The 20,726-nt window shown below is 68.1% G+C and carries 21 protein-coding genes and 1 tRNA gene; 19 read left to right on the forward strand and 3 right to left on the reverse strand.

The genetic code is table 11. From position 1 onward, the window contains the following. The first annotated feature begins 22 nt into the window (after window positions 1–22). The 10 genes from HUS23_13295 to HUS23_13340 all read left to right on the forward strand — a co-directional run bounded on the left by HUS23_13295 (window position 23) and on the right by HUS23_13340 (window position 8,472). A complete protein-coding gene (locus HUS23_13295; protein ID QKT04716.1) occupies window positions 23–787 on the forward strand; it encodes a 3',5'-cyclic-nucleotide phosphodiesterase in 765 nt (254 codons plus the stop codon). A gap of 128 nt (window positions 788–915) precedes the next feature. Continuing rightward, window positions 916–2,268, forward strand: coding sequence for a signal recognition particle protein (ffh, locus tag HUS23_13300; protein QKT04717.1), 1,353 nt, complete (start codon window positions 916–918; stop codon window positions 2,266–2,268). 231 nt (window positions 2,269–2,499) lie between these two features. Continuing rightward, window positions 2,500–2,754 carry a 30S ribosomal protein S16 gene (gene rpsP, locus HUS23_13305; GenBank protein QKT04718.1) on the forward strand — a complete coding sequence of 85 codons (255 nt, stop codon included), beginning with the start codon at window positions 2,500–2,502 and terminating at the stop codon, window positions 2,752–2,754. Window positions 2,755–2,767: 13 nt separating this feature from the next. Next, window positions 2,768–3,277 (forward strand): ribosome maturation factor RimM, encoded by a 510-nt coding sequence (rimM, locus tag HUS23_13310; GenBank protein ID QKT04719.1) that lies wholly within the window; start codon window positions 2,768–2,770, stop codon window positions 3,275–3,277. A gap of 3 nt (window positions 3,278–3,280) precedes the next feature. Beyond that, the gene (gene trmD / locus HUS23_13315; GenBank protein QKT04720.1) at window positions 3,281–4,033 is read left to right on the forward strand and encodes a tRNA (guanosine(37)-N1)-methyltransferase TrmD; all 753 of its coding nucleotides are present in this window, start codon (window positions 3,281–3,283) and stop codon (window positions 4,031–4,033) included. A gap of 25 nt (window positions 4,034–4,058) precedes the next feature. Then, a complete protein-coding gene (gene rplS, locus HUS23_13320; GenBank protein ID QKT04721.1) occupies window positions 4,059–4,403 on the forward strand; it encodes a 50S ribosomal protein L19 in 345 nt (114 codons plus the stop codon). Window positions 4,404–4,443: 40 nt separating this feature from the next. Next, complete coding sequence (locus HUS23_13325; GenBank protein QKT04722.1) at window positions 4,444–6,237, forward strand: hypothetical protein; 1,794 nt, start codon at window positions 4,444–4,446, stop codon at window positions 6,235–6,237. A 31-nt stretch (window positions 6,238–6,268) separates the two neighbouring features. Continuing rightward, the gene (xerD, locus tag HUS23_13330; protein ID QKT04723.1) at window positions 6,269–7,186 is read left to right on the forward strand and encodes a site-specific tyrosine recombinase XerD; all 918 of its coding nucleotides are present in this window, start codon (window positions 6,269–6,271) and stop codon (window positions 7,184–7,186) included. Between the two features lie 73 nt (window positions 7,187–7,259). Next, on the forward strand, window positions 7,260–7,742 hold the full coding sequence (locus HUS23_13335) for a YajQ family cyclic di-GMP-binding protein (GenBank protein ID QKT04724.1): 483 nt from the start codon (window positions 7,260–7,262) through the stop codon (window positions 7,740–7,742). A 4-nt stretch (window positions 7,743–7,746) separates the two neighbouring features. Beyond that, window positions 7,747–8,472 carry a DsbC family protein gene (locus tag HUS23_13340; protein QKT04725.1) on the forward strand — a complete coding sequence of 242 codons (726 nt, stop codon included), beginning with the start codon at window positions 7,747–7,749 and terminating at the stop codon, window positions 8,470–8,472. A 102-nt stretch (window positions 8,473–8,574) separates the two neighbouring features. On the opposite strand, the gene trxA is transcribed toward HUS23_13340, so the two are convergent. From trxA to mutS, 3 genes are all read right to left on the reverse strand, one after another. Further along, window positions 8,575–9,441 (reverse strand): thioredoxin, encoded by an 867-nt coding sequence (gene trxA, locus HUS23_13345; protein ID QKT04726.1) that lies wholly within the window; start codon window positions 9,439–9,441, stop codon window positions 8,575–8,577. Window positions 9,442–9,821: 380 nt separating this feature from the next. Beyond that, a complete protein-coding gene (locus HUS23_13350) occupies window positions 9,822–10,145 on the reverse strand; it encodes a ferredoxin family protein (protein QKT04727.1) in 324 nt (107 codons plus the stop codon). Window positions 10,146–10,304: 159 nt separating this feature from the next. Next, window positions 10,305–12,884, reverse strand: coding sequence for a DNA mismatch repair protein MutS (gene mutS / locus HUS23_13355; protein QKT04728.1), 2,580 nt, complete (start codon window positions 12,882–12,884; stop codon window positions 10,305–10,307). A 159-nt stretch (window positions 12,885–13,043) separates the two neighbouring features. Here mutS and HUS23_13360 point away from each other — a divergent pair, with 159 nt between their 5' ends. The 9 genes from HUS23_13360 to HUS23_13400 all read left to right on the forward strand — a co-directional run bounded on the left by HUS23_13360 (window position 13,044) and on the right by HUS23_13400 (window position 20,591). Beyond that, window positions 13,044–13,379 (forward strand): PilZ domain-containing protein, encoded by a 336-nt coding sequence (locus HUS23_13360; GenBank protein QKT04729.1) that lies wholly within the window; start codon window positions 13,044–13,046, stop codon window positions 13,377–13,379. Then, a complete protein-coding gene (gene pncC / locus HUS23_13365; GenBank protein ID QKT05090.1) occupies window positions 13,366–13,851 on the forward strand; it encodes a nicotinamide-nucleotide amidase in 486 nt (161 codons plus the stop codon). Before HUS23_13360 ends, pncC begins: the two co-directional genes overlap by 14 nt. Beyond that, a complete protein-coding gene (gene thpR / locus HUS23_13370; protein QKT04730.1) occupies window positions 13,832–14,407 on the forward strand; it encodes an RNA 2',3'-cyclic phosphodiesterase in 576 nt (191 codons plus the stop codon). The genes pncC and thpR overlap by 20 nt, the downstream gene beginning before the upstream one ends. Before the next feature lie 97 nt (window positions 14,408–14,504). Then, on the forward strand, window positions 14,505–15,542 hold the full coding sequence (gene recA / locus HUS23_13375; GenBank protein QKT04731.1) for a recombinase RecA: 1,038 nt from the start codon (window positions 14,505–14,507) through the stop codon (window positions 15,540–15,542). Beyond that, window positions 15,539–15,991, forward strand: a complete 453-nt coding sequence (locus tag HUS23_13380; GenBank protein QKT05091.1) for a regulatory protein RecX — start codon at window positions 15,539–15,541, stop codon at window positions 15,989–15,991. The genes recA and HUS23_13380 overlap by 4 nt, the downstream gene beginning before the upstream one ends. A gap of 15 nt (window positions 15,992–16,006) precedes the next feature. Next, the gene (gene alaS / locus HUS23_13385; GenBank protein ID QKT04732.1) at window positions 16,007–18,613 is read left to right on the forward strand and encodes an alanine--tRNA ligase; all 2,607 of its coding nucleotides are present in this window, start codon (window positions 16,007–16,009) and stop codon (window positions 18,611–18,613) included. Window positions 18,614–18,843: 230 nt separating this feature from the next. Further along, entirely contained in the window at window positions 18,844–20,076 is a 1,233-nt protein-coding gene (locus tag HUS23_13390) for an aspartate kinase (protein QKT04733.1), read from the forward strand. A 174-nt stretch (window positions 20,077–20,250) separates the two neighbouring features. Continuing rightward, window positions 20,251–20,445: a carbon storage regulator CsrA gene (csrA, locus tag HUS23_13395; GenBank protein ID QKT04734.1), complete on the forward strand. Its 195-nt coding sequence runs from the start codon at window positions 20,251–20,253 to the stop codon at window positions 20,443–20,445. A 53-nt stretch (window positions 20,446–20,498) separates the two neighbouring features. Next, a tRNA-Ser gene (locus HUS23_13400) sits at window positions 20,499–20,591 on the forward strand. Window positions 20,592–20,726 lie beyond the last annotated feature (135 nt).

Genomic DNA, 20,726 nt, shown 5'->3' on the forward strand with positions numbered 1-20,726 from the left:
CGTACAAGAAAGGACCTATTCGATGAGAGTTCATGTGCTGGGCTGCAGTGGGGGCTTGGGCGCCGGGTTGCAGACCACCTCGCTGCGGATCGACGACGATGTGCTCATCGACGCCGGGACCGGTGTGGCGGCCCTCGATGCGCGCGCCATGGCATCCGTGCGCCACATTCTGCTCACGCACTCTCATCTCGATCATATTGCCGGTATCCCCTTGCTGCTCGATACGGTGTTCGATCGCCTGGGCGACACGGTGACCGTTTACGGTCAAGCCGAGACGCTCGATGCGCTGCGCAGCCACATCTTCAACAATGTGATCTGGCCGGACTTCTCGCGCCTTCCCAGCCCCGACAGGCCGGTGCTGCGCTACCGTACCCTGGCGCCGGGCGAGGTGCTGGAGCTCGGGGAACGTCGGTTTGAGATGCTGCCGGCGCGTCACGTGGTGCCCACCGTGGGCTACCGCGTCACCAGTCCCAGCGGCGGTTTCGCCTTTACCGGCGACAGCACCACCAACGACGCCTTCTGGCGCGCGCTCAACAGCGGCCCACCGATCGACGTGCTGATCATGGAAGTGGCCTTTCCCGACGAGGACGTCGAGCTGTGCCGCAAGGCGGGCCATTATTCCCCGCAGATGCTGGCTGCCGACTTGGCGAAACTCGAGCACCGGCCCAAGGTGTACATCACGCACAACAAGCCGGGCAGCGAGCTGCGGATCTACGAGCAGTGTCGGGCGCACCTCAATGGTCGGCCGCTATATCGGTTGTTCGGCGGGCAGCGTTTCGAGCTCTGAGCGCACCGGCACCCGCGCGGCGACGAATACCCAGCGTCGAGGATCGCTCGCCCGCCCGGTTGTTCGCGCACCTGGTCGGCACGGCATTCGCGCTACAATAGCTCCTTTACGCATTGCTGGGAGGCATCATGTTTGAGGGCTTGACCGAGCGCCTGGGCCAGACGCTGCGCAACATGCGCGGGGTCGGGCGCTTGAGCGAGGAGAATATCCAGGACGCCTTGCGCGAGGTGCGCATGGCGCTGCTGGAGGCCGATGTCGCCCTGCCGGTGGTGCGCGAGTTCATCGCCCACGTGCGCGAGCGGGCCATCGGCGTGGAGGTGATGAAGAGCCTCACGCCGGGGCAGGCCTTTATCAAGATCGTCAAAGACGAGTTGGTGAAGGTGATGGGGGAGGCCGAGGGGCTGAACCTCGCGGTGCGCCCGCCCGCGGTCATCCTCATGGCCGGCCTGCAGGGCTCGGGTAAGACCACCACGGTGGGCAAGCTCGCGCGCTGGCTGAAGGAGCGCCAGAAGAAGTCGGTCATGGTGGTGAGCGCCGACGTCTATCGCCCTGCGGCCATCGAGCAGTTGAAGGCGCTGGCGGGGGAGATCGGCGTGACGTTCGTCCCCTCCGATCCGAGCCAGCCACCCGTGGCAATCGCCGAGGAGGCGCTGCGTCAGGCACGCACCGGCTTTGCCGACGTCCTGATCGTCGACACGGCGGGACGGCTGCACGTCGACGAGGCGATGATGGCCGAGATCAAGGCGCTGCACGCCGCCGTCGATCCGGTCGAGACGCTGTTCGTGGTGGACAGCATGACCGGCCAGGACGCGGCCAATACCGCGAAGGCCTTCCACGATGCGCTCCCGCTGACCGGCGTGGTGCTCACCAAGGCGGACGGCGACGCGCGCGGCGGCGCCGCATTGTCCATCCGCCACGTCACCGGCAAGCCGATCAAGTTTCTGGGCGTGGGCGAGAAAAGCGCCGCGCTCGAGGTGTTCCATCCCGACCGGCTGGTGTCGCGCATCCTCGGCATGGGCGACGTGCTCAGCCTGGTGGAGGAGGCGCACGCCAAGGTCGATAAGGATCAGGCCGAGCAATTCGCCCGTAAGCTGAAGAAGGGCAAGGGCTTCGACCTGGAGGACTTCCGCCAACAGCTCGAGCAGATGGAGCGCATGGGCGGTGTGGCCGGTATGCTCGACAAGCTGCCCGGTATGGCCGAGGTGCCCGATGCGGTGCGCAAGCAGGTCAACGACAAGGAGGTCCGCCGGCTCGGCGCGATCATCAGTTCCATGACACCGGCGGAGCGCCGCCGCCCCGATATCATCAAGGGCTCGCGCAAGCGACGCATCGCCGCCGGCTCCGGCACCCAGGTCCAGGACGTAAACCGGCTGCTCAAGCAGTTCACGCAGATGCAGAAGGTGATGAAGAAGATGGGCAAGGGCGGCATGGGCCGCATGCTCAAGGGCCTCAAGGGGCGCATGCCCAACCTGCCGTTCTAGGTTGGTCTGACGACCTCCATCCTGGAGTTCTCAGCTCGCACACCGCCGGATGCCGCAGGAGGCTCTGCGACAGGCTGCGCCGTCACTGCTATCAGCGGACGGGGGCGGACCGGGGGGCGGGTCGTGCGTGTGACGGTTCTCTTTTGTCTGCGCTTGACTTACAATGCGCGGTTTAGTCGCGTGCCGCGCAGGGCGGCAGGTGAAACCATTGAAGAATAGGGTGAATTGCAGATGGTGACTGTTCGTCTGGCCCGTACCGGCGCCAAGAAGCGTCCGTTCTACTACATCGTGGTGACGGACAGCCGCAACCGCCGCGACGGGCGCTACATCGAGCGTCTGGGCTATTACAACCCGGTTGCGCGCGGCGGCGAGACCGAGCTCGACATCAAGCAGGAGCGCGTGCAGTACTGGCTGGAGCAGGGCGCGCAGACCTCCGAGCGCGTGGCTCAGCTGCTCAAGCGCACGCCGGCGCAAGCCGAGGCCTAACGGGGCGCTACCGATGGCCGAGGGTTCGCGCGAGCTCATCGAGATGGGCCGCGTGGCCGGGCTCTACGGTGTGCGGGGTTGGGTGAAGGTATGGTCCTACACCCAGCCGCGCGAAAACCTTCTGGCCTATCCGGAATGGATACTGCGGCGCGGTGAGCAGGAGTGGACTGTGTCGGTCGAGGCGCGGGTCCATGGCCGCGGGCTGGTGGCGCGCCTGGGTGACATCGAGGACCGCGATGCGGCTGCGGCCTGGGTCGGTGCCGACATCCTGGTGCCGCGCGCGGCTCTGCCGCCACTGGCGCCCGGCGAGTACTACTGGAGCGACCTCATCGGCCTGGAGGTGGTGACCCTGACGGGAACCCCGTTGGGCGAGGTCGCGGACCTGCTCGAAACCGGTGCCAACGACGTCTTGGTGGTGCGCGGGGATCGCGAGCGCTTGGTGCCGTACGTGAAGGACACGGTGGTGCACGAGGTGGATCTGGCGGCGCGGCGTATCCGCGTCGACTGGGATCCGGACTTCTGAGGCGTGCGTATCGAGGTCGTCACCCTGTTCCCGGGGATGTTCGACGCGCTGGAGCAGTACGGCGTCGTGGGGCGCGCGCTGCGCAGCCGGCGCCTCCAACTGGCGACCTGGAATCCGCGCGAGGATGCCCGCGACCGCCACCGCACGGTGGACGATCGGCCTTACGGCGGCGGACCGGGCATGGTGATGCGCGTGGAGCCGCTGCGTACGACCATCGGCAAGGCGCGAGCCGCGGCGGGGTCGGGCACCCGGGTGCTCTATATGAGCCCGCAGGGGCGGCGGCTGGATCAGGCGGGCGCGGCGGAGCTCGCGCAGCGCGAGGCGCTGGTGTTGGTGTGCGGGCGCTACGAGGGCGTCGACGAGCGCCTGATCGAGCAGGTGGTCGACGAGGAGTGGTCCATCGGCGACTACGTCCTGAGCGGCGGCGAGCTCGCGGCCATGGTGCTGGTGGATGCGGTAGCGCGGCTGTTGCCGGGCGTGCTGGGCGATAGCGAATCGGCCGAGGCCGATTCCTTCGTGCAAGGCTTATTGGACCATCCGCATTACACGCGGCCGGAGTGCGTGGACGGGCGGGAGGTGCCGCCGGTGCTGCTCGGCGGCGACCACGCGGCGATCCGCCGCTGGCGCCTCAAGCAGGCGCTGGGGCGTACTTGGTTGCGGCGCCCCGACCTGCTGGACGGGCGTGAGTTGGATGAGGAGCAGCAGACGCTGCTGCAGGAATTCAAGCGGGAGTATGGCTCCCGTGGGGACGTTTAACTGAACGCGTGCGGGAGTAGTCGGTATGAGCAACATTATTGAGACGCTGGAAGCAGAACAGATGAACCGCGAGGTGCCGGAGTTCTCCGCCGGTGATACCGTTGTGGTGCAGGTGAAGGTGAAGGAAGGCAACCGTGAGCGTCTGCAGGCGTTCGAGGGCGTGGTGATCGCCAAGCGCAACCGCGGGCTCAACTCCGCGTTCACTGTGCGCAAGGTTTCCCATGGCGAAGGTGTCGAGCGTGTGTTCCAGACTTACAGCCCCTTCATCGAGGATATCACCGTCAAGCGTCGCGGCGACGTTCGGCGCGCGAAGCTGTACTACCTGCGCGACCGCTCCGGCAAGTCCGCGCGCATCAAGGAAAAGCTCTGAGGCGGCGGCGCTCGCGCCCCCTCCTACGCGGGCGCGCCGCATGAGCGGCGCGCCCGTTTTCGTTTCCGGGTTCCGGGGGGCGCGCCTGCGCGCCATTCTGTGTGCCGTGCTCGCGGCACTGGCGGCGGGTCCGCTGGCCGTGTCGGCCGAGTCCCCTGCGGTCATTGCCGAGGTGCGTGCCGTGGCCGACACCGGCGCGGCCGGGCTCGCGCTGCACTTGCTCGATGGGGCGCAGGCGCGCGCCGGCGGCGCCGACGCATGGATGGCCTTGGAGCGCGAGCGCGTGCGGCTGCTCATGCAGACGCAGCAGTGGGCCGCGCTGGCCGATCGCGCCCCCGTGTATCCCGACGGCGTGCCGGCGGGATTCGTGAGTTGGGCGCGCGGTCACCGCGCGCAAGCCCTACTGCGCAGCAACCGGCCGGCCGAGGCGCGGGCGGTCTTGCTGCAGCTCATGGCCCAACAGCCGCAGGGGCCGCAACTCGGCGCCCTGCGGCGCCAGATCGCGCAGTCCTACCTCGACGAGGGTCGCCTCGGCGATGCCTACGTCGCCATGCAGCGTTATCGGCGCGACTACGGCGACGATGACCTCGGCACGGCGCGCCTGCTCGGCCGGCTCCTCCTGCAGCAACAGCAGCCGCGCGAGGCCGAGTTGGTATTGGCGCCGCACGCGGAAGATCCTGAGGCCTATCTGCTGCAGCTGCTGGCCAGCCTCCGCGCCGAGACGCTGCGTGCCGGGCAGGTACTCGCGCGCAGTCTGGGGCCCGCGCGTCAGAGCAAGGACGAGGCCCTGCGAGTGTTGGCCTGGGCCGTGGCGGCAGAGGCCGCGCTGGCGGTCGGCGATCTGGCTACCGCGGCCAATGGGCTGGAGCACGTGCTCGCCGCACGGCAGCGTCACCCGCTCCCCAGCGGATTGTTCGACCTCAGCGGAGAGACCCTCTGGGAGGTCTACGTGCGCCATGCGACGGCGCTCGGTAATCGGGCGGGGCGCCTGGTCGGCGATGACGCCCGCTGGCTGGTGGCGGCGCGCGAGGCGGAGCGGCCCTATCCGGTACAGGCGCGTGCGCTGACCGCTTTGCTGGCGGAGCGCGGCGGGCGCGCGGCGCAACGCGCCGCGGCCCATGAATATCTCATGCGCCAGGTCCTGGCGCGGGAGAACGGCATGGTGTTGCTGCACGCCCTATACCTCGACGTACCGCGCTTCGCCGGGCGCACCGGCGACCATCGCGACCTCCCCGAGGTCGTGCGCCATACCCTCATCGATCACGCCTTGGCAGCGGGCGATCTCACCCTGGCGTCGCGGCTATCGGCGCACGCCGCCGGGCCGCCCCCCGGCATCGACCCCTTCATGTGGCATCTGCGCCGCGCCCGGATCCTGATCTCGGCCGGGGAGGCCGAGGCCGGGGCCGAGGCGCTGGGGGAACTGCTGGCGGCGCAGGACGGCTGGAGCAACACCCAGATCGAGCGCACGCTGCAGGTGGTGTTCGATCTGCAGAACGCCGCGCAACACGAGGCGGCGCTCGGCCTGTTCGAGGCGCTGTACGCGCGGGCGGCGGATGGTCAGGTGCGTCGTGAAATCCATTACTGGATGGCGGACTCGCAGCTCGCGCTGGAGCGTCCGGCCGACGCGGCCTTGCTGTACATGCGATCGGCTGGCGGCAGTTTGGATCCCTGGGGTCAAACCGCGCTCTATCAGGCGGCGGGCGCGCTGGCGCGGGCGCGCATGGTCGAGGACGCGCGCGGCGTGTATCAGCGCCTGTTGCGGATCACCGATGATCCGGCGCGCCGGGCGGTGTTGGAACGCGAACTGCAGCAGCTGGGCGGACCGGGTGCGTGAGCCGCGGCGGGAATATAGGTAGCGGGGCGCGATGGGCGCGCCGGTGAAGCAGGCGGAGGCGGCGGACCTCGCGCTGGTCGATGCCTTTCTGGACGCCTTATGGATGGAGCGCGGGCTTTCGGCACACACGCTCACCGCCTATCGCAGCGACTTGTGCGCCTTTGCCCGCTGGCTGGCGGGCCGAGGGCGCGGGCTCGCGGGCGCCGGGCGCGAGGATCTGCTCGCCTACCTCGCCGAGCGCGTCCAGAGCGGCGCACGACCGCGCACCACCGCGCGACTCTTATCGAGCCTGCGCCGGCTCTATCGCTGGCTGGTGCGCGAGGGACGGCTGGCGGACGACCCGAGCGCGCGCATTGCCTCGCCGCACGCCTCCCGGGGCCTGCCCAACGCGCCGAGCGAGCGCGAGGTGGAGGCGCTGTTGGAGGCGCCGGCGCTCGCGACCCCGCAGGGGCTGCGCGACCGCGCGATGCTCGAGGTGCTCTACGCCTGCGGGCTGCGTGTCTCGGAGTTGGTGGGGCTCGAACTTGGTCAGGTGAACGCGCGCCAAGGGGTGGTGCGGCTGATGGGCAAGGGTGCCAAGGAACGTCTGGTGCCGCTCGGTGAGGAGGCGCTCGGGTGGATCGAGCGTTACCTCGCGGAGGCGCGGCCGCTGCTGGCGCGTGGGCGCCCGAGCGCGGCGCTGTTTCTCACCCGCCGCGGGAGCGCAATGAGTCGGCAGATGTTCTGGCAGCTCATCAAGCGCTACGCGCTGCGCGCCGGGATTGAAAGGTCCTTGTCGCCCCACACCCTGCGCCACGCCTTCGCCACGCACTTGTTGAACCACGGCGCGGATCTGCGTGTCGTACAGCTGTTGCTCGGGCACAGCAATCTGTCCACCACCCAGATCTATACCCACGTTGCTCGCGTGCGTCTGCAGGCGCTGCACGCGGCGCACCACCCGCGCGGCTAGTTCCAAAGGCGGCCCCGTCCGAGCCGCGCGGCAGTATAATGACCGATTTTTCGTCTTCTGCGAGGGTTTGCCCATGCCGTCTTTCGACGTGGTTTCCGAGATCGATCAGCATGAGCTGGACAACGCGGTGGATCAGACCAACCGCGAACTCACCACGCGCTTCGATTTCAAGGGCGTCGATGCCAAGGTGACGCGCGAGGATCAGGTGCTCCTGCTGGAGGCCGACTCGGCGTTTCAGCTGGATCAGATGCTGGATATTCTCCACAAGAAGATGGTCAAACGAGGGGTGGACATCGCCAGCCTGGAGCCCGGTGAGGTGGAGGAGAGCGGGCGCCGCGCCAAGCAGCGCCTGACGGTTCGCCAAGGGATCGACACCCCCCTGGCCAAGCGCATCGTCAAGCTCGTCAAGGACAGCAAGCTAAAGGTGCAAGCTAGCATCCAGGGCGAGCAGGTGCGGGTCAGCGGCAAGAACCGCGACGATCTGCAGGCGGTCATTCAAATGCTGCGCGAGGCGAAGCTCGATCTGCCGCTCCAGTATGTCAACTTTCGAGATTGAGGTGATGATGGTCAAACTAGCGCTCGCATTGGTCGGCGCCCTGTGGATGGCGTCGGGCGCGCTGGCGGCGGATCTTTCCGAGTCCGAGGCCGCGGCGCTGCGCGGGGTGCTCGCGGAGGCGATCGGGGCTCCGCCCGAGTCGCTGCGTCCGACACCGGTCCCCGGGATCGTGGAAGCTGCCTACGGGACGCAGTTGTTCTATATCAGCATCGATGGGCGCTACGTCTTCGAGGGTCAGCTGCTGGACGTCCAGGCGCACCGAAATCTCACGAACGAGCGCCGCGGCGAGCGCCGGAGCGAGATGCTGGCGCGGGTTGATGAGGAGGAGATGATCGTCTTTGCGCCCGAGACGCCGAAGCACACCGTCACGGTATTCACCGATGTGGACTGTCCGTACTGCCATCGCCTGCATCGTGAGATGGACGAGTACCACAAGCGCGGCATCGCCGTGCGTTACTTGGCCTACACCGGACCGGGTGCGCGCTCGTACGGCAAGATGGTGTCGGTGTGGTGCGCCGAGGATCGCCAGCGTGCGTTGACCGACGCCAAGGCGGGCAAGTCGGTGCCCAAGCGGGAGTGCGAGCATCCCCTGCAGCGCCAGGGTGAACTCGGGGCGGCCTTCGGCGTGACGGGCACGCCGAGCTTCGTACTGCCGAATGGGCGCCTGTTGCCCGGTTACGTGCCGCCGGCTCAGCTCGAGGCGATCCTGGACGGGCGCCTTCAGCCTTGACGGAGAGTGGGGCCCCCTGTGGAATCGGGCATAGCCCCGCGCGGATTTGCGCCGGTCACGGTGCGTTGAAAAAGGGCGGGACAGCCCTTTTTCAACATCCGGCTAGTGTAGGGCGAGCGACAATTGCTGGCGATATCTGCTGACCAGCGGGCCCTTGTCGCCAAGCAGCGAGAACACCTTGATCATCGCCTTGCGCGCCGCATCGTCTGCATAGGTGCGATCGCGGCGTAGGATCTCGAGCAACTGCTCCAGGGCGGCCTCGTATTCGCCGTTCAGAACCCGGCGCGCCGCCAGTTGATAGCGTGCGCCGAGGTCGCTCGGGTCCTGCTCGACGGCCCGTTGCAGCGCGGACAGCGTCGGCGCCTCGGCCGCCGTGCGGGCGAACTCCAGCCGTCCCATGAGGGCGCTCACCTCGGCTTCCGTCTGTACGTCGATGGGCAACGTTTGCACGATCCGGGCCGCCTCGTCGAGCTGCTCGGTTTCCACCAGCATTCCCGCCAAGCGCACCTGGAGCCGGTAATCATCGGGCGCGGCCTGTGCCGCTTGACGCATGGCGGCCAGCGCCTCGTCGCGATTGCCCTGTTCGAACGCCTGCATCGCCGCGGCCACCAGTTTGTCCGTCGGCCGCTCGATGTAGCGATCGATGATCTCGCGTATGGCGGGTTCGGGCTGCACGCCCATGAAGCTGTCCACCGGCGCGCCATGGCGGAAGAGCACCACGGTGGGGACGCTGCGCACCCCCATCTGTTGGGCCAGCCCCTGCTCGTCGTCGATGTTGATCTTGGCCAGCAGGAACTTGCCGCGATACTCCGCCGCCAGCTTCTCCAGCACCGGCATGAGCATGCGGCACGGGCCGCACCATGGCGCCCAAAAGTCCACCAGCACAGGCACTTGTTCGGACTGCGCTAGCACCGCGCGCGCAAAAGTCGCTTCGCTGGCGTCGAATACGTTGGGTAAATCCGTCGTCATGACTGGTTACTCTCCCTGCTTAAGTGCTCGTACAATCAATATCTAGTGACATGTTCTTGAAGTACTACGTTAAGGGGTTACTCCAACCGCGGGCTGCCGTATCCGGCATCATCCCAGAAACATCAGTAATCATCCGTATTTGCATGAGATTCTTAGCTGCTAGAGTTACCAACGTCCTTGCAGCGTGGTTGGCGGAGACCCGCACAAGGACAGGTCACCTACATCGAGTCGCAATGAATAACAATCTTGATGGTCAGGGACGAATCGAAGTCAGGGAACACGACGGACGAATCATAGGGACGTGAGTCAGGCAGGAAGCCTGCTTGGGATGCAGAGGCGGTCGCGAGACCGCCTTTTTTTTCGTCCATCGGTCCGCGCGCTCAGCGTTCCAGCTTGTCGAGCTTGCCCGGCTTGCCGTTCCATTCGTCGGCGTCGGCGGGCGCCGGTTTCATCTCGGTGATGACCGGCCAGGACTGTGCCAGTTCGGCGTTCAGGGCGATGAACTCTTCTTGTCCCTCGGGCACGTCGTCCTCGGCAAAGATCGCCTCGGCGGGGCACTCCGGCTCACACAGCGTACAGTCGATGCATTCATCGGGGTCGATAACGAGGAAGTTCGGGCCCTCGTGGAAACAGTCGACCGGACACACTTCCACGCAATCGGTGTACTTGCACTTGATGCAATTCTCGGTAACGACATACGTCATCCAACGATTCTCCTTCCGAAAAATTGGGTGGCCGTTTCCCCGCAGCACACCAGAATCCGCCTATGTTAATGCCTCTGCAGGCGCCACGCGACCCCGCGGGCGCCAACGCGCATCCGACAGGCGCGGAGCCTGAGGAAGCCCGGATGGATCCTCGCGGACCTAGCTGCGCTCGGCGAGCGTCTTGAGCTGGTAGAGCAGCTCCAAGGCGGCGCGGGGACTCAAGTGGTCCGGCTGGACCTGGGCCAAGGCGTCGAGAACCGGATGGCGGGCGGCGGAAAACAGCCCGAGTTGTTGTTGATCGGCCGCCGCCGCGGGGGCACCGGCGTGGGCCTGCTGCTCGAGGCGTATGAGCTTCTCACGCGCGCGCTCGATCACCGGCGCCGGTACCCCGGCGAGCGCCGCGACCTGCAAGCCGTAGCTCTGGTTGGCGGGGCCTTCTTTCACGGCGTGCAGGAACACAATTCCCGCCCCGTGTTCAACCGCGTCGAGGTGCACGTTGACGGCGGCAGGAATCTGCTCGGGCAGGGCGGTGAGTTCGAAGTAGTGGGTCGCGAACAGGGTCATCGCGCCGGTCTCGCGCGCCAAGTGCTCGGCACAGGCCCAGGCGAGCGACAGGCCGTCGAAGGTGCTGGTGCCGCGCCCGATCTCGTCCATGAGCACCAGGCTCCGGGGCGTGGCGTTGTGCAGGATGTTGGCCGCCTCGGTCATCTCCACCATGAAGGTCGAGCGTCCCCCGGCCAGGTCGTCGGACGCCCCGATGCGGGTGAAGATGCGATCGACCGGCCCGATGTCGGCCCGCTCCGCCGGCACGTAGCTGCCGATGTGCGCCAGCAGCACGATCAGCGCCGTCTGGCGCATATAGGTCGACTTGCCGCCCATGTTGGGGCCGGTGATGATCAGCATGCGGCGGGCGTCGTCGAGCCGCACGTCGTTGGGGACGAACGGCCCGTCCGCGACCTGCTCGACCACCGGATGGCGCCCGCCCTCGATGTGCAGGCCGGCGTTGGCGCGCAGCGTCGGGCGGCTCCAGCGCAACGTCTCGGCGCGCTCGGCCAGCGTGGCGAGGACATCGAGTTCGGCCAGCGCGGCGGCGGTGGCCTGAAGCTGCGGCAGGGGCGCGTTGAGGGCATCGAGCAGGCCCTCGTAGAGCGCCTTCTCGCGCGCCAGCGCACGCTCCGCGGCGGATAAGGCGCGGTCCTCGAAGGCCTTGAGTTCGGGCGTGATGTAGCGTTCGGCGTTCTTGAGGGTCTGGCGGCGCTGGTAGTCGGGGGGCACATCGCCGGCCCGCGCCCGCCCGACCTCGATGTAATAGCCGTGGACCTTGTTGTAGCTCACCCGCAGCGTGGCGATGCCGGTGCGCGCCCGCTCGCGCGCCTCGAGCTCGACGAGGAAGTCGCCGGCGTTCTGCTGCAGGCCGCGCAGTTCGTCGAGCTCCGGGTCATAGCCGGGGCGGATTACGCCGCCTTCGCGCACCAGGGCGGGCGGCGCCTCGTCGATCGCCCGCTCGAGCAGGGCGTGCAGCTCGCCGTGCGGGCCGGCGGCCTCGGCGAGCGCGCGCAGGCGTGCCGGTTCCAGCGGCGCCAGCGCCGCCTGTAACGCGGGCAGCCGGCCCAGCGCCTCGCGCAGCACGACCAGGTCGCGCGGTCGCGCCGAGCGTAGCGCCACGCGGGCGAGGATACGCTCCACGTCGCCGATGCCGCGCAGCAAGGTGTGCAGTACCGGGTGCTGACCCTCGCTCAGCAGCGCTTCCACGGCGTCCTGGCGGGCCGTGAGCTGCGCCGTGCTGCGCAGCGGGCGGTGGATCCAGCGGCGCAACAGCCGGGCGCCCATCGGACCCGCGGTGTTATCCAGCACGCCGAAAAGGGTGTGCTCGTCGCGCCCGCCGAGGTTGGTGTCGAGCTCCAGATTGCGCCGCGCGGCGGCGTCGAGCAGCAGCCCGTCCTCGGGGCGCTCGGCGGCGATGGCGCGCAGGTGGGGCAGGGCGGCACGCTGGGTGTCGCGCACGTACTGCAACAGACCGCCCGCGGCACACAGCGCCAGCGTCAAGTCGTCGCAGCCGAAGCCCGCAAGGTCGCGCGTGCCGAACTGGTTACACAGCAAGCGATGGGCCGTGTCGGCCTCGAACAACCACGGCGGCTGGCGGCGGAGGCCGCCGGCGCGCTCCTCCAGCCAGGGCGGGGCGGCGAGGTCGTCGCTCAGCAGCAGCTCGGCCGGGCGCAGGCGCTCGAGTTCGGCGCGCAGCGCATCATCCCCGTCCACCTCCAGGACCCGGAAGCGGCCCGCGGTCAGGTCCAGATAGGCCAGCCCCCAGCGCCCCGCCTGGGCCACCAGCGCGGCGAGCAGGTTGTCGCGGCGCTCATCGAGCAGCGCCTCGTCGCTGACCGTGCCGGGCGTGACCACGCGTACCACCTGGCGTTCCACCGGCCCCTTGGTCGCGCCGGGCTCGCCGATCTGCTCGCAGATGGCGACCGATTCGCCGAGTTTGACCAGCTTGGCGAGATAGCCCTCGACGGCGTGCACGGGCACGCCGGCCATGGGGATCGGCCGGCCCGCGGACTGCCCGCGCGTGGTCAGGGTGATATTGATCAGGCGCGCGGCCTTCTCGGCGTCGTCGTAGAACAGCTCATAGAAGTCCCCCATGCGGTAGAACACCAGCGTGTGCGGGTGCTCGGCCTTGATGCGCAGGTACTGCTGCATCATCGGGGTATGCTGGACGGTGGCGGGCGGTGCGGCGCTCATGGCGCGCCAGTGTAACGGCTCGTTCAGGCCCTGCCTATGACCGGTGCACGCCTCGCAGGATGTCGAGAAAGGCCGGGCCACCCAGCGCCACGCGCCGCGCCCGGTTGGACGCTATACTCGCGGCCAGTGGGACATGGTCGGCCAGCAAGGGGGTGCCCGGTGAAGCGGCCCGAAGCGGACAAGCGCGCCTTCGCACGCGTCGAGGTGCAGTGCGAAGTCACCGTCTCGGAGGCCGGGCGCCTGCGCCGCTATGCGGGGGTGGCAAAGAACATGAGCGGGCGCGGCGTGTTGTTCTCCTTGGAGCGCGAGTTTCCCGTCGGCGCGCGCCTTGGCCTGCACATCGCCCCCGACAATCCCGTGACACCGCCGCTGGACGCCGTGGTCGAGGTGGTACGCGTCGAGGCGAGGAAGGGTCACGGCTTCGATATCGGCGGCGTGATCCGCGAGGTGCAGGACCTGATCGATGTCATCCCGGACGACCATGCCGCTTTATGAACTTGCCGAGCAGGTCGGCGCGGCGCTCGCGGCGCGCGGCCTGCGCCTGGTCACCGCCGAATCCTGTACCGGCGGCTGGGTGGCGAAGACGATCACCGACGTGCCCAATAGCTCGCAGTGGTTCGACCGCGGTTTCGTGACCTACAGCAACGAGGCCAAGCAGGAGATGCTCGGGGTCGCCGCCGCGACCCTGCGCGAGCACGGCGCGGTGAGTGCCGCGACGGTCCGCGAAATGGCGCGGGGGGCCCTGGCGCACAGCCGCGCCGACCTCGCGGTCGCGATCAGCGGGATTGCCGGTCCGGGCGGCGGCAGCGCCGACAAGCCGGTCGGCACCGTCTGGCTCGCCTGGGCTCGTCGCGACGCACAGCCCCGCGCGCTGCGCGTGCATCTCGAGGGCGATCGCGCCATGGTGCGCGAAGGCGCCGCGGTCGTCGCCCTGCAGGGCGTGGTCGATGCCCTCGAACGGGACTGACGTTCAGCGCCTGTTCTTCGCTCTGTGGCCGGATGAAGCGGTGCGCGCCGCGCTGTGGCACGCGGCACAAGGCGCTGCGGCGAGCACCGGTCGGGGCCGGCCGACGGCCCGGGAGAATCTCCACCTCACCCTCGCGTTCGTCGGTTCGGTGGCGCCGGCCACGGCCGCGTGTCTGCGTGCCGGGGCCGCGCGCATCCGGGGCGAGCCCTTTGACCTGCGGCTCGACACCTACGGCCAGTTCCCGCGGGCCGGGGTCATGTGGCTCGGCAGCGCCGAGCCGCCTGCCGCGCTGCTGAGCTTGGCGGAGGCCTTGGGCGGGGTGTTGCAGGCCTGCGAACTCGATCCGCCGCGCGCCTCCTTTCATCCGCACGTCACGCTGTGGCGCCGCATCGCGCTGCGCCGGCGCGTGCGCGCCGTCCCGCCCGCACCGGCGGCGCCGATTGTGTGGCCGGTGCGTGAGTTCGTCCTGGTGGCCTCCAAGACGCATCCCGAAGGGGTCCGCTACGAAGTGTTGGAGCGCTGGCCGTTGCGCTCGGGCGCGGGCGCAGAGGGCTAGGAGGCGGCTCCCCTTCTATGGGATAATCGCGGGGTTTTTCACGCGACCTTATTCACCGTCAGCGGTGGGCCATGCCCGCCCCGCAGGGGACCAGCCAATGGACGAAAACAAGCGTAAGGCGCTAACCGCCGCCCTGGGTCAGATCGAGCGACAGTTCGGCAAGGGATCGGTCATGCGCATGGGCGACGCCGGCGCTGTGCGCGACATCGAGGCCGTCTCCACCGGCTCACTGGGTCTGGACATCGCCCTCGGTATCGGCGGCCTGCCGCGCGGGCGCGTGATCGAGATCTACGGGCCCGAGTCCTCGGGCAAGACCACGCTCACCCTGCAGGTGATCGCCGAGGCGCAGAAGCTCGGGGGCACCGCCGCGTTCGTGGACGCCGAGCATGCCCTGGACCCGAGCTACGCCGCCAAGCTGGGCGTGGACGTGGACGAGTTGCTGGTATCCCAGCCCGACACCGGCGAGCAGGCGCTGGAGATCGCCGACATGCTGGTGCGCTCCAGCGCGGTGGACGTGGTGGTGGTCGACTCCGTGGCCGCGCTGACGCCCAAGGCCGAGATCGAGGGCGATATGGGCGACTCGCACGTCGGCCTGCAGGCGCGTCTGATGTCCCAGGCGCTGCGCAAGCTCACCGCCAACATCAAGCGTTCCAACACCCTGGTGATCTTCATCAACCAGATCCGCATGAAGATCGGCGTCATGTTCGGCAGCCCCGAGACCACCACCGGCGGCAACGCGCTCAAGTTCTACAGCTCGGTGCGCCTCGACATTCGCCGCATCGGCGCCATCAAGAAGGGCGACGAGGTGGTGGGGAGCGAGACGCGCGTGAAGGTGGTCAAGAACAAGGTCGCGCCGCCCTTCAAGCAAGTGGTTTTCGACATCCTGTACGGCGAGGGCATCTCGCGCGAGGGCGAGATCATCGACCTCGGTGTGAACGCCGGGATCGTGGACAAGTCGGGTGCCTGGTACAGCTACAAGGGCGATCGCATCGGTCAGGGTAAGGACAACGCGCGCAACTTCCTGAAAGAGAACCCTGAGATGGCGCGCGAGATCGAGGCCCAGATTCGTGCCGCGGTGCTGCCCGAGCGCACCAGCAAGAGCGATGAGGTGGAGGCCGAGGAGGCCGAGGCCTGAGCGAGGCGCCGCCGGACGCCTACGCCCGCGCGCTACGGCTGCTGGCGGGGCGGGATCACTCGGCCTATGAGCTGCGCCTCAAGCTGGTGCAGCGCGGTTGCACGGACGAGGCGATCGAGGCGGCCCTGAGCCGCCTGAGCGCCGAGCGCTATCTCGACGAGTGGCGCTATGCCGAGGCCTACGTGGCCTCCCGCGCGGACAAGGGCGTGGGGCCGCTGCGCATCGCGGCCGAGCTCGCCGAGCGGCGGGTGCCGGAGGCGGCCGCTTCCCACGCACTGCGCGAGGCCAAGGTCGACTGGGCGGCCCTGGCCGCGCGGGTGCGCGCGCGTCGCTTCGGGGCGCCGCCGGACGAGCTTCACGAGCGGGCCAAGCAGCAGCGCTTCCTGCAGGGGCGCGGGTTCGATTACGGACAGATACGGGCGGCCTTCGCGCCGCCCGCCGACGACTAAGGATGCGAGATTAACGTGAGCAACACGCCGACCAGCAGCGCCGAATTGCGCCGGGCCTTCCTGGAGTTCTTCCGCGAGCGCGGCCACGAGGTCGTGCCGAGCAGCCCGCTCGTGCCCGCCAACGACCCGACCCTGCTGTTCACCAACGCGGGCATGGTGCAGTTCAAGGACGTGTTCCTCGGCCGTGAGAGCCGCCCCTACACGCGCGCCACCAGTTCGCAGCGCTGCGTGCGCGCCGGCGGCAAGCACAACGACCTCGAGAACGTCGGCTACACCGCGCGTCATCACACCTTTTTCGAGATGCTCGGCAATTTCAGCTTCGGTGACTACTTCAAGCGCGAAGCGATCGGCTACGCCTGGAGTTTCCTCACCGAGACGCTGCGCCTGCCGCCCGAGAAGTTGTGGGTCACGGTATTCGAAGAGGATGACGAGGCGGCCGACATCTGGCTCAAGGAGATCCAGGTCGACCCCGCGCGGTTTGCACGCATCGGCGCCAAGGACAACTTCTGGTCGATGGGCGAAACCGGCCCCTGCGGCCCCTGCACCGAGATCTTCTACGACCACGGCCCGCAGGTGGCGGGCGGCCCGCCGGGGAGCCCCGACGCCGACGGCGACCGCTACATCGAAATCTGGAACCTGGTGTTCATGCAGTACGACCGTGCCGCGGACGGCACGCTGAACCCATTGCCGCGCCCGTCGGTGGACACCGGCATGGGCCTCGAGCGCCTGGCGGCCGTGATGCAGGGCGTGCACGAGAACTACGAGATCGACCTGTTCCAGCGCCTGATGCGCGCCGCGGCCGAGGTGGGCGGTATCGAGGACCTGAAGCACCCCTCGCTCAAGGTCATCGCCGACCACATCCGCTCCAGCGTATTCCTGATTACCGACGGCGTGCTGCCCTCCAACGAGGGCCGCGGTTACGTACTGCGGCGCATCATCCGGCGCGCCATTCGTCACGGGCACAAGCTCGGCCTGCGCGAGGCCTTCTTCCACAAGTTGGTCGCACCGCTGGTGGCCGAGATGGGTGCGGCCTACCCGGAGCTTGGTGAGGCCCAGGCGACCGCCGAGCGCGTGCTGCGCCAGGAGGAGGAGCGCTTCGCCGAGACCCTGGAGCAGGGCCTGCGTCTGCTGGAAGAGGCGGTGGCGGGCCTCAGCGGGCGTGTGATCCCGGGCGAGACGGTGTTCCGGCTGTACGACACCTACGGTTTTCCGGTGGACCTGACCGGCGATATCGCGCGTGAGCGCGAGCTCGAGCTCGACATGGACGGCTTCGAGCGCGCCATGGAGGCGCAGCGCGAGCGCGCCCGCGCCGCGAGTCAGTTCGGCGCCGCGGCGGGCAATATTGCCTTCCACGGGCGCACCGAGTTCAGCGGCTACGAGCTGCTGCAGGATCGGGCCAAGATCGTCGGGCTGTTCCGCGACGGCCGGCCCGTCGAGGTGCTGCAGGCGGGCGAGGAGGGCGTGGTATTTCTGGATCGCACGCCGTTCTACGCCGAGGGCGGCGGCCAGGTGGGCGACCGCGGCGAGTTGCGCGCCGAGGGCGCGCGCTTCACGGTGCGCGATACCCAGAGGCAGGGCGAGGCCCACGCCCACGTGGGACGCCTCGCCATGGGTGAATTGCGCATGGACGCCGAAGTCATCGCCCAGGTCGACGATGAGGCGCGGCGCGACACCGCCTACAACCACTCCGCGACGCACCTGTTGCACGCCGCGCTGCGCCGCGTGTTGGGCGGCCACGTGCAGCAGAAGGGCTCGCTGGTCGCGCCCGACCGCCTGCGCTTCGACTTCGCCCACTTCGAGCCGCTCAGCGCCGATCAGCTGCGCGAGATCGAGCGCCTGGTCAACGAGCAGATCCGTGCCAACCACGCCGTGGACGTCGAGAACATGCACATCGACCAGGCGCTGGCCGCCGGTGCGGTGGCCCTGTTCGGCGAGAAGTACGGGGATGCGGTGCGCGTGCTGCGCATGGGCGAATTCTCCATGGAGCTGTGCGGTGGCACCCATGTACGCCGTACCGGCGACATCGGCGTGTTCAAGATCACCGCCGAGGGCGGCGTGGCCGCCGGTGTGCGCCGTATCGAGGCGCAGACCGGCGCGGGTGCGTTGGCCTGGATGGACGAGAACCAGCAGCGTCTGGAGCGAGTCGCGGAGCTGGTGAAGGGCGCGCGCGACAACGCGGACGAGAAGGTCGCGCAGCTCATCGACCGTCAGAAGACGCTGGAGAAGGAGCTGGCGGCGCTGAAGGCCAAGGTGGCCAGTGCCGCCGGCAGCGACCTCGCCAGTCAGGCGGCGGACGTCGGCGGCGTGAAGGTGCTCGCCGCGCAACTCGACGGCGCGGACGCCAAGACCCTGCGCGACACGGTCGATCAGCTCAAGAACAAGCTCGGCAGCGCCGTGGTGCTGCTCGCGGCGACCCAGGGGGAGAAGGTGAGCCTCATCGCGGGCGTGACCAAGGACCTCATCGGGCGCATGCCCGCGGGCGAGCTGGTCAAGGCCGCTGCCGAACACGTCGGCGGCAAGGGCGGCGGGCGGCCGGACATGGCCCAGGCAGGCGGTGGTCGCCCCGACGGTGTGCCCGCCGCCCTACAGGTGGCGCAGGAGTGGGTACGCGCGCGCCTGTGAGGCTGGGTTAGTGGCGCGAACACCACGCGCCGGCGCCGCAGCAGCGCCGGCGCCGCTGCGGCCGCGGTTCCCTTTTTGGCGCGGGTGGTGTTAAATGCCGCCCCTTCGGCAGGCACGTCCGCCGCGACGGGACAGGGGTGTCCCGCGCGCCGCACCCGCAGTGCGGCGCTGCGTGCTGAGGGCGACCAGGACGGCCGCACTCAGCAGATACCGGAACGGACATCTCGACTATGTCGTTGATCGTACAAAAATACGGCGGAACTTCGGTGGGCAGCGTGGAGCGCATCCAGCAGGTGGCCGCCAAGGTTGCCGCCACCCGCGCCCAGGGTCACGACGTGGTGGTGGTGGTGTCGGCCATGAGCGGCGAGACCAACCGTCTGCTGGAGCTGGCGCGTGCGATCGACCCGCGCCCGAGCCCGCGCGAGCTCGACGTCATCATCTCCACCGGCGAGCAGGTCACCATCGGCCTGCTGAGCATCGCCCTCGAGCGCCTCGGCGTGTCCGCACGCTCCTACACCGGCTCGCAGGTCCGTATCGTCACCGACAGCGCCTTCAACAAGGCGCGCATCGTCGAGATCGACGAGAGCCGCATGCGCAGCTGCTTGGCCGCCGGGCGCGTGATCGTGGTAGCCGGTTTTCAGGGGGTGGACGGCGAAGGCAACATCACCACCCTCGGTCGCGGCGGGTCGGATACCACCGCCGTGGCCCTGGCCGCCGCGCTCAAGGCCGATGAGTGCCAGATCTACACCGACGTGGACGGGGTCTACACCACCGATCCGCGCGTCGTGCCCGAGGCGCGGCGGCTGGATCGCATCACCTTCGAAGAAATGCTGGAGATGGCGAGCCTGGGCTCGAAGGTCCTGCAGATCCGCGCGGTCGAGTTCGCGGGCAAGTACAACGTCCCGCTGCGCGTGCTGTCCTCCTTTGAGGAGGGCCCCGGCACACTCATTACCTATGAGGAAGAAGGTATGGAAGAGGCGCTCATCTCCGGCATCGCGTTCAATCGCGACGAGGCGAAGCTGACCATCCAGGGGGTCCCGGATCGCCCGGGCGTCGCCTCGCACATCCTCGGGGCGATCGGCGACGCCAACATCGAAGTGGATATGATCATCCAGAACGTCGGCGACGACGGCAGCACGGACTTCACCTTCACCGTGCACCGTAACGACTACGACAACGCCCTGCGGCTCCTGGAGCGGGTGGCGGGCGATCTCGGGGGGGCCCAGGTCACCGGCGACAACAAGATCGTCAAGATCTCGCTGGTGGGCGTGGGTATGCGCTCCCACGCCGGCATCGCGGGCGCCATGTTCAAGGCCTTAGCGGATGAGGGGATCAATATCCGCATGATTTCCACTTCCGAGATAAAGATTTCGGTGGTTGTGGACGAAAAGTACTTAGAGCTTGGCGTGCGCGCACTGCACAGTGCCTTCAAGTTGGAGCAACCGGTAACCGCTCAGGGTTGACGTTTTAAGCATTTAGGCGTCCACTGTTCGCAAGAAAAATTGGAACCGGAGACGCGGTAAAGTCCGCCCACGCTGATAAAGTGGGGCCTCGCCGGTACAGGACCTGAGGGGGAGGATTGCCCTCCACGGCGAGTTCAACGGCAACAACGGCAACGGGAGCAAGGAGATCGTACGATGTTGATTCTGACTCGGAGAGTGGGGGAGACGTTGGTGATTGGGGACGACGTCACCGTCACTGTGCTGGGCGTCAAAGGCAACCAGGTCCGAATCGGCGTGAACGCGCCGAAGAACGTCTCGGTTCACCGTGAAGAGATCTACGCGCGGATCCAGAAGGAGAAGGAAGAGGATTGTCAGCAGGGCGTGGGTTAGAAGTAACTTTACGGACGCGTGCGGGGCCGGTATCCTGTGCGCCGTTCGATCATGGAGAGATGGCCGAGAGGCTGAAGGCGCTCCCCTGCTAAGGGAGTATGGGGTTAAAAGCTCCATCGAGGGTTCGAATCCCTCTCTCTCCGCCAAAGAGCACTCCGAGCGGTACGCGCTCCGGAGTCGCTTGAAGCACCCCGCGGGAGTCCCCCCGGGACGCTGTGGCGGATGGAATGGGATGATGTCGACGTTGCCTTGACTTGTCACCTTCCGCTGCGCATAATGCC

It is taken from the genome of Ectothiorhodospiraceae bacterium 2226 (genome assembly GCA_013348725.1).
In the GTDB taxonomy this organism is placed as follows: domain Bacteria; phylum Pseudomonadota; class Gammaproteobacteria.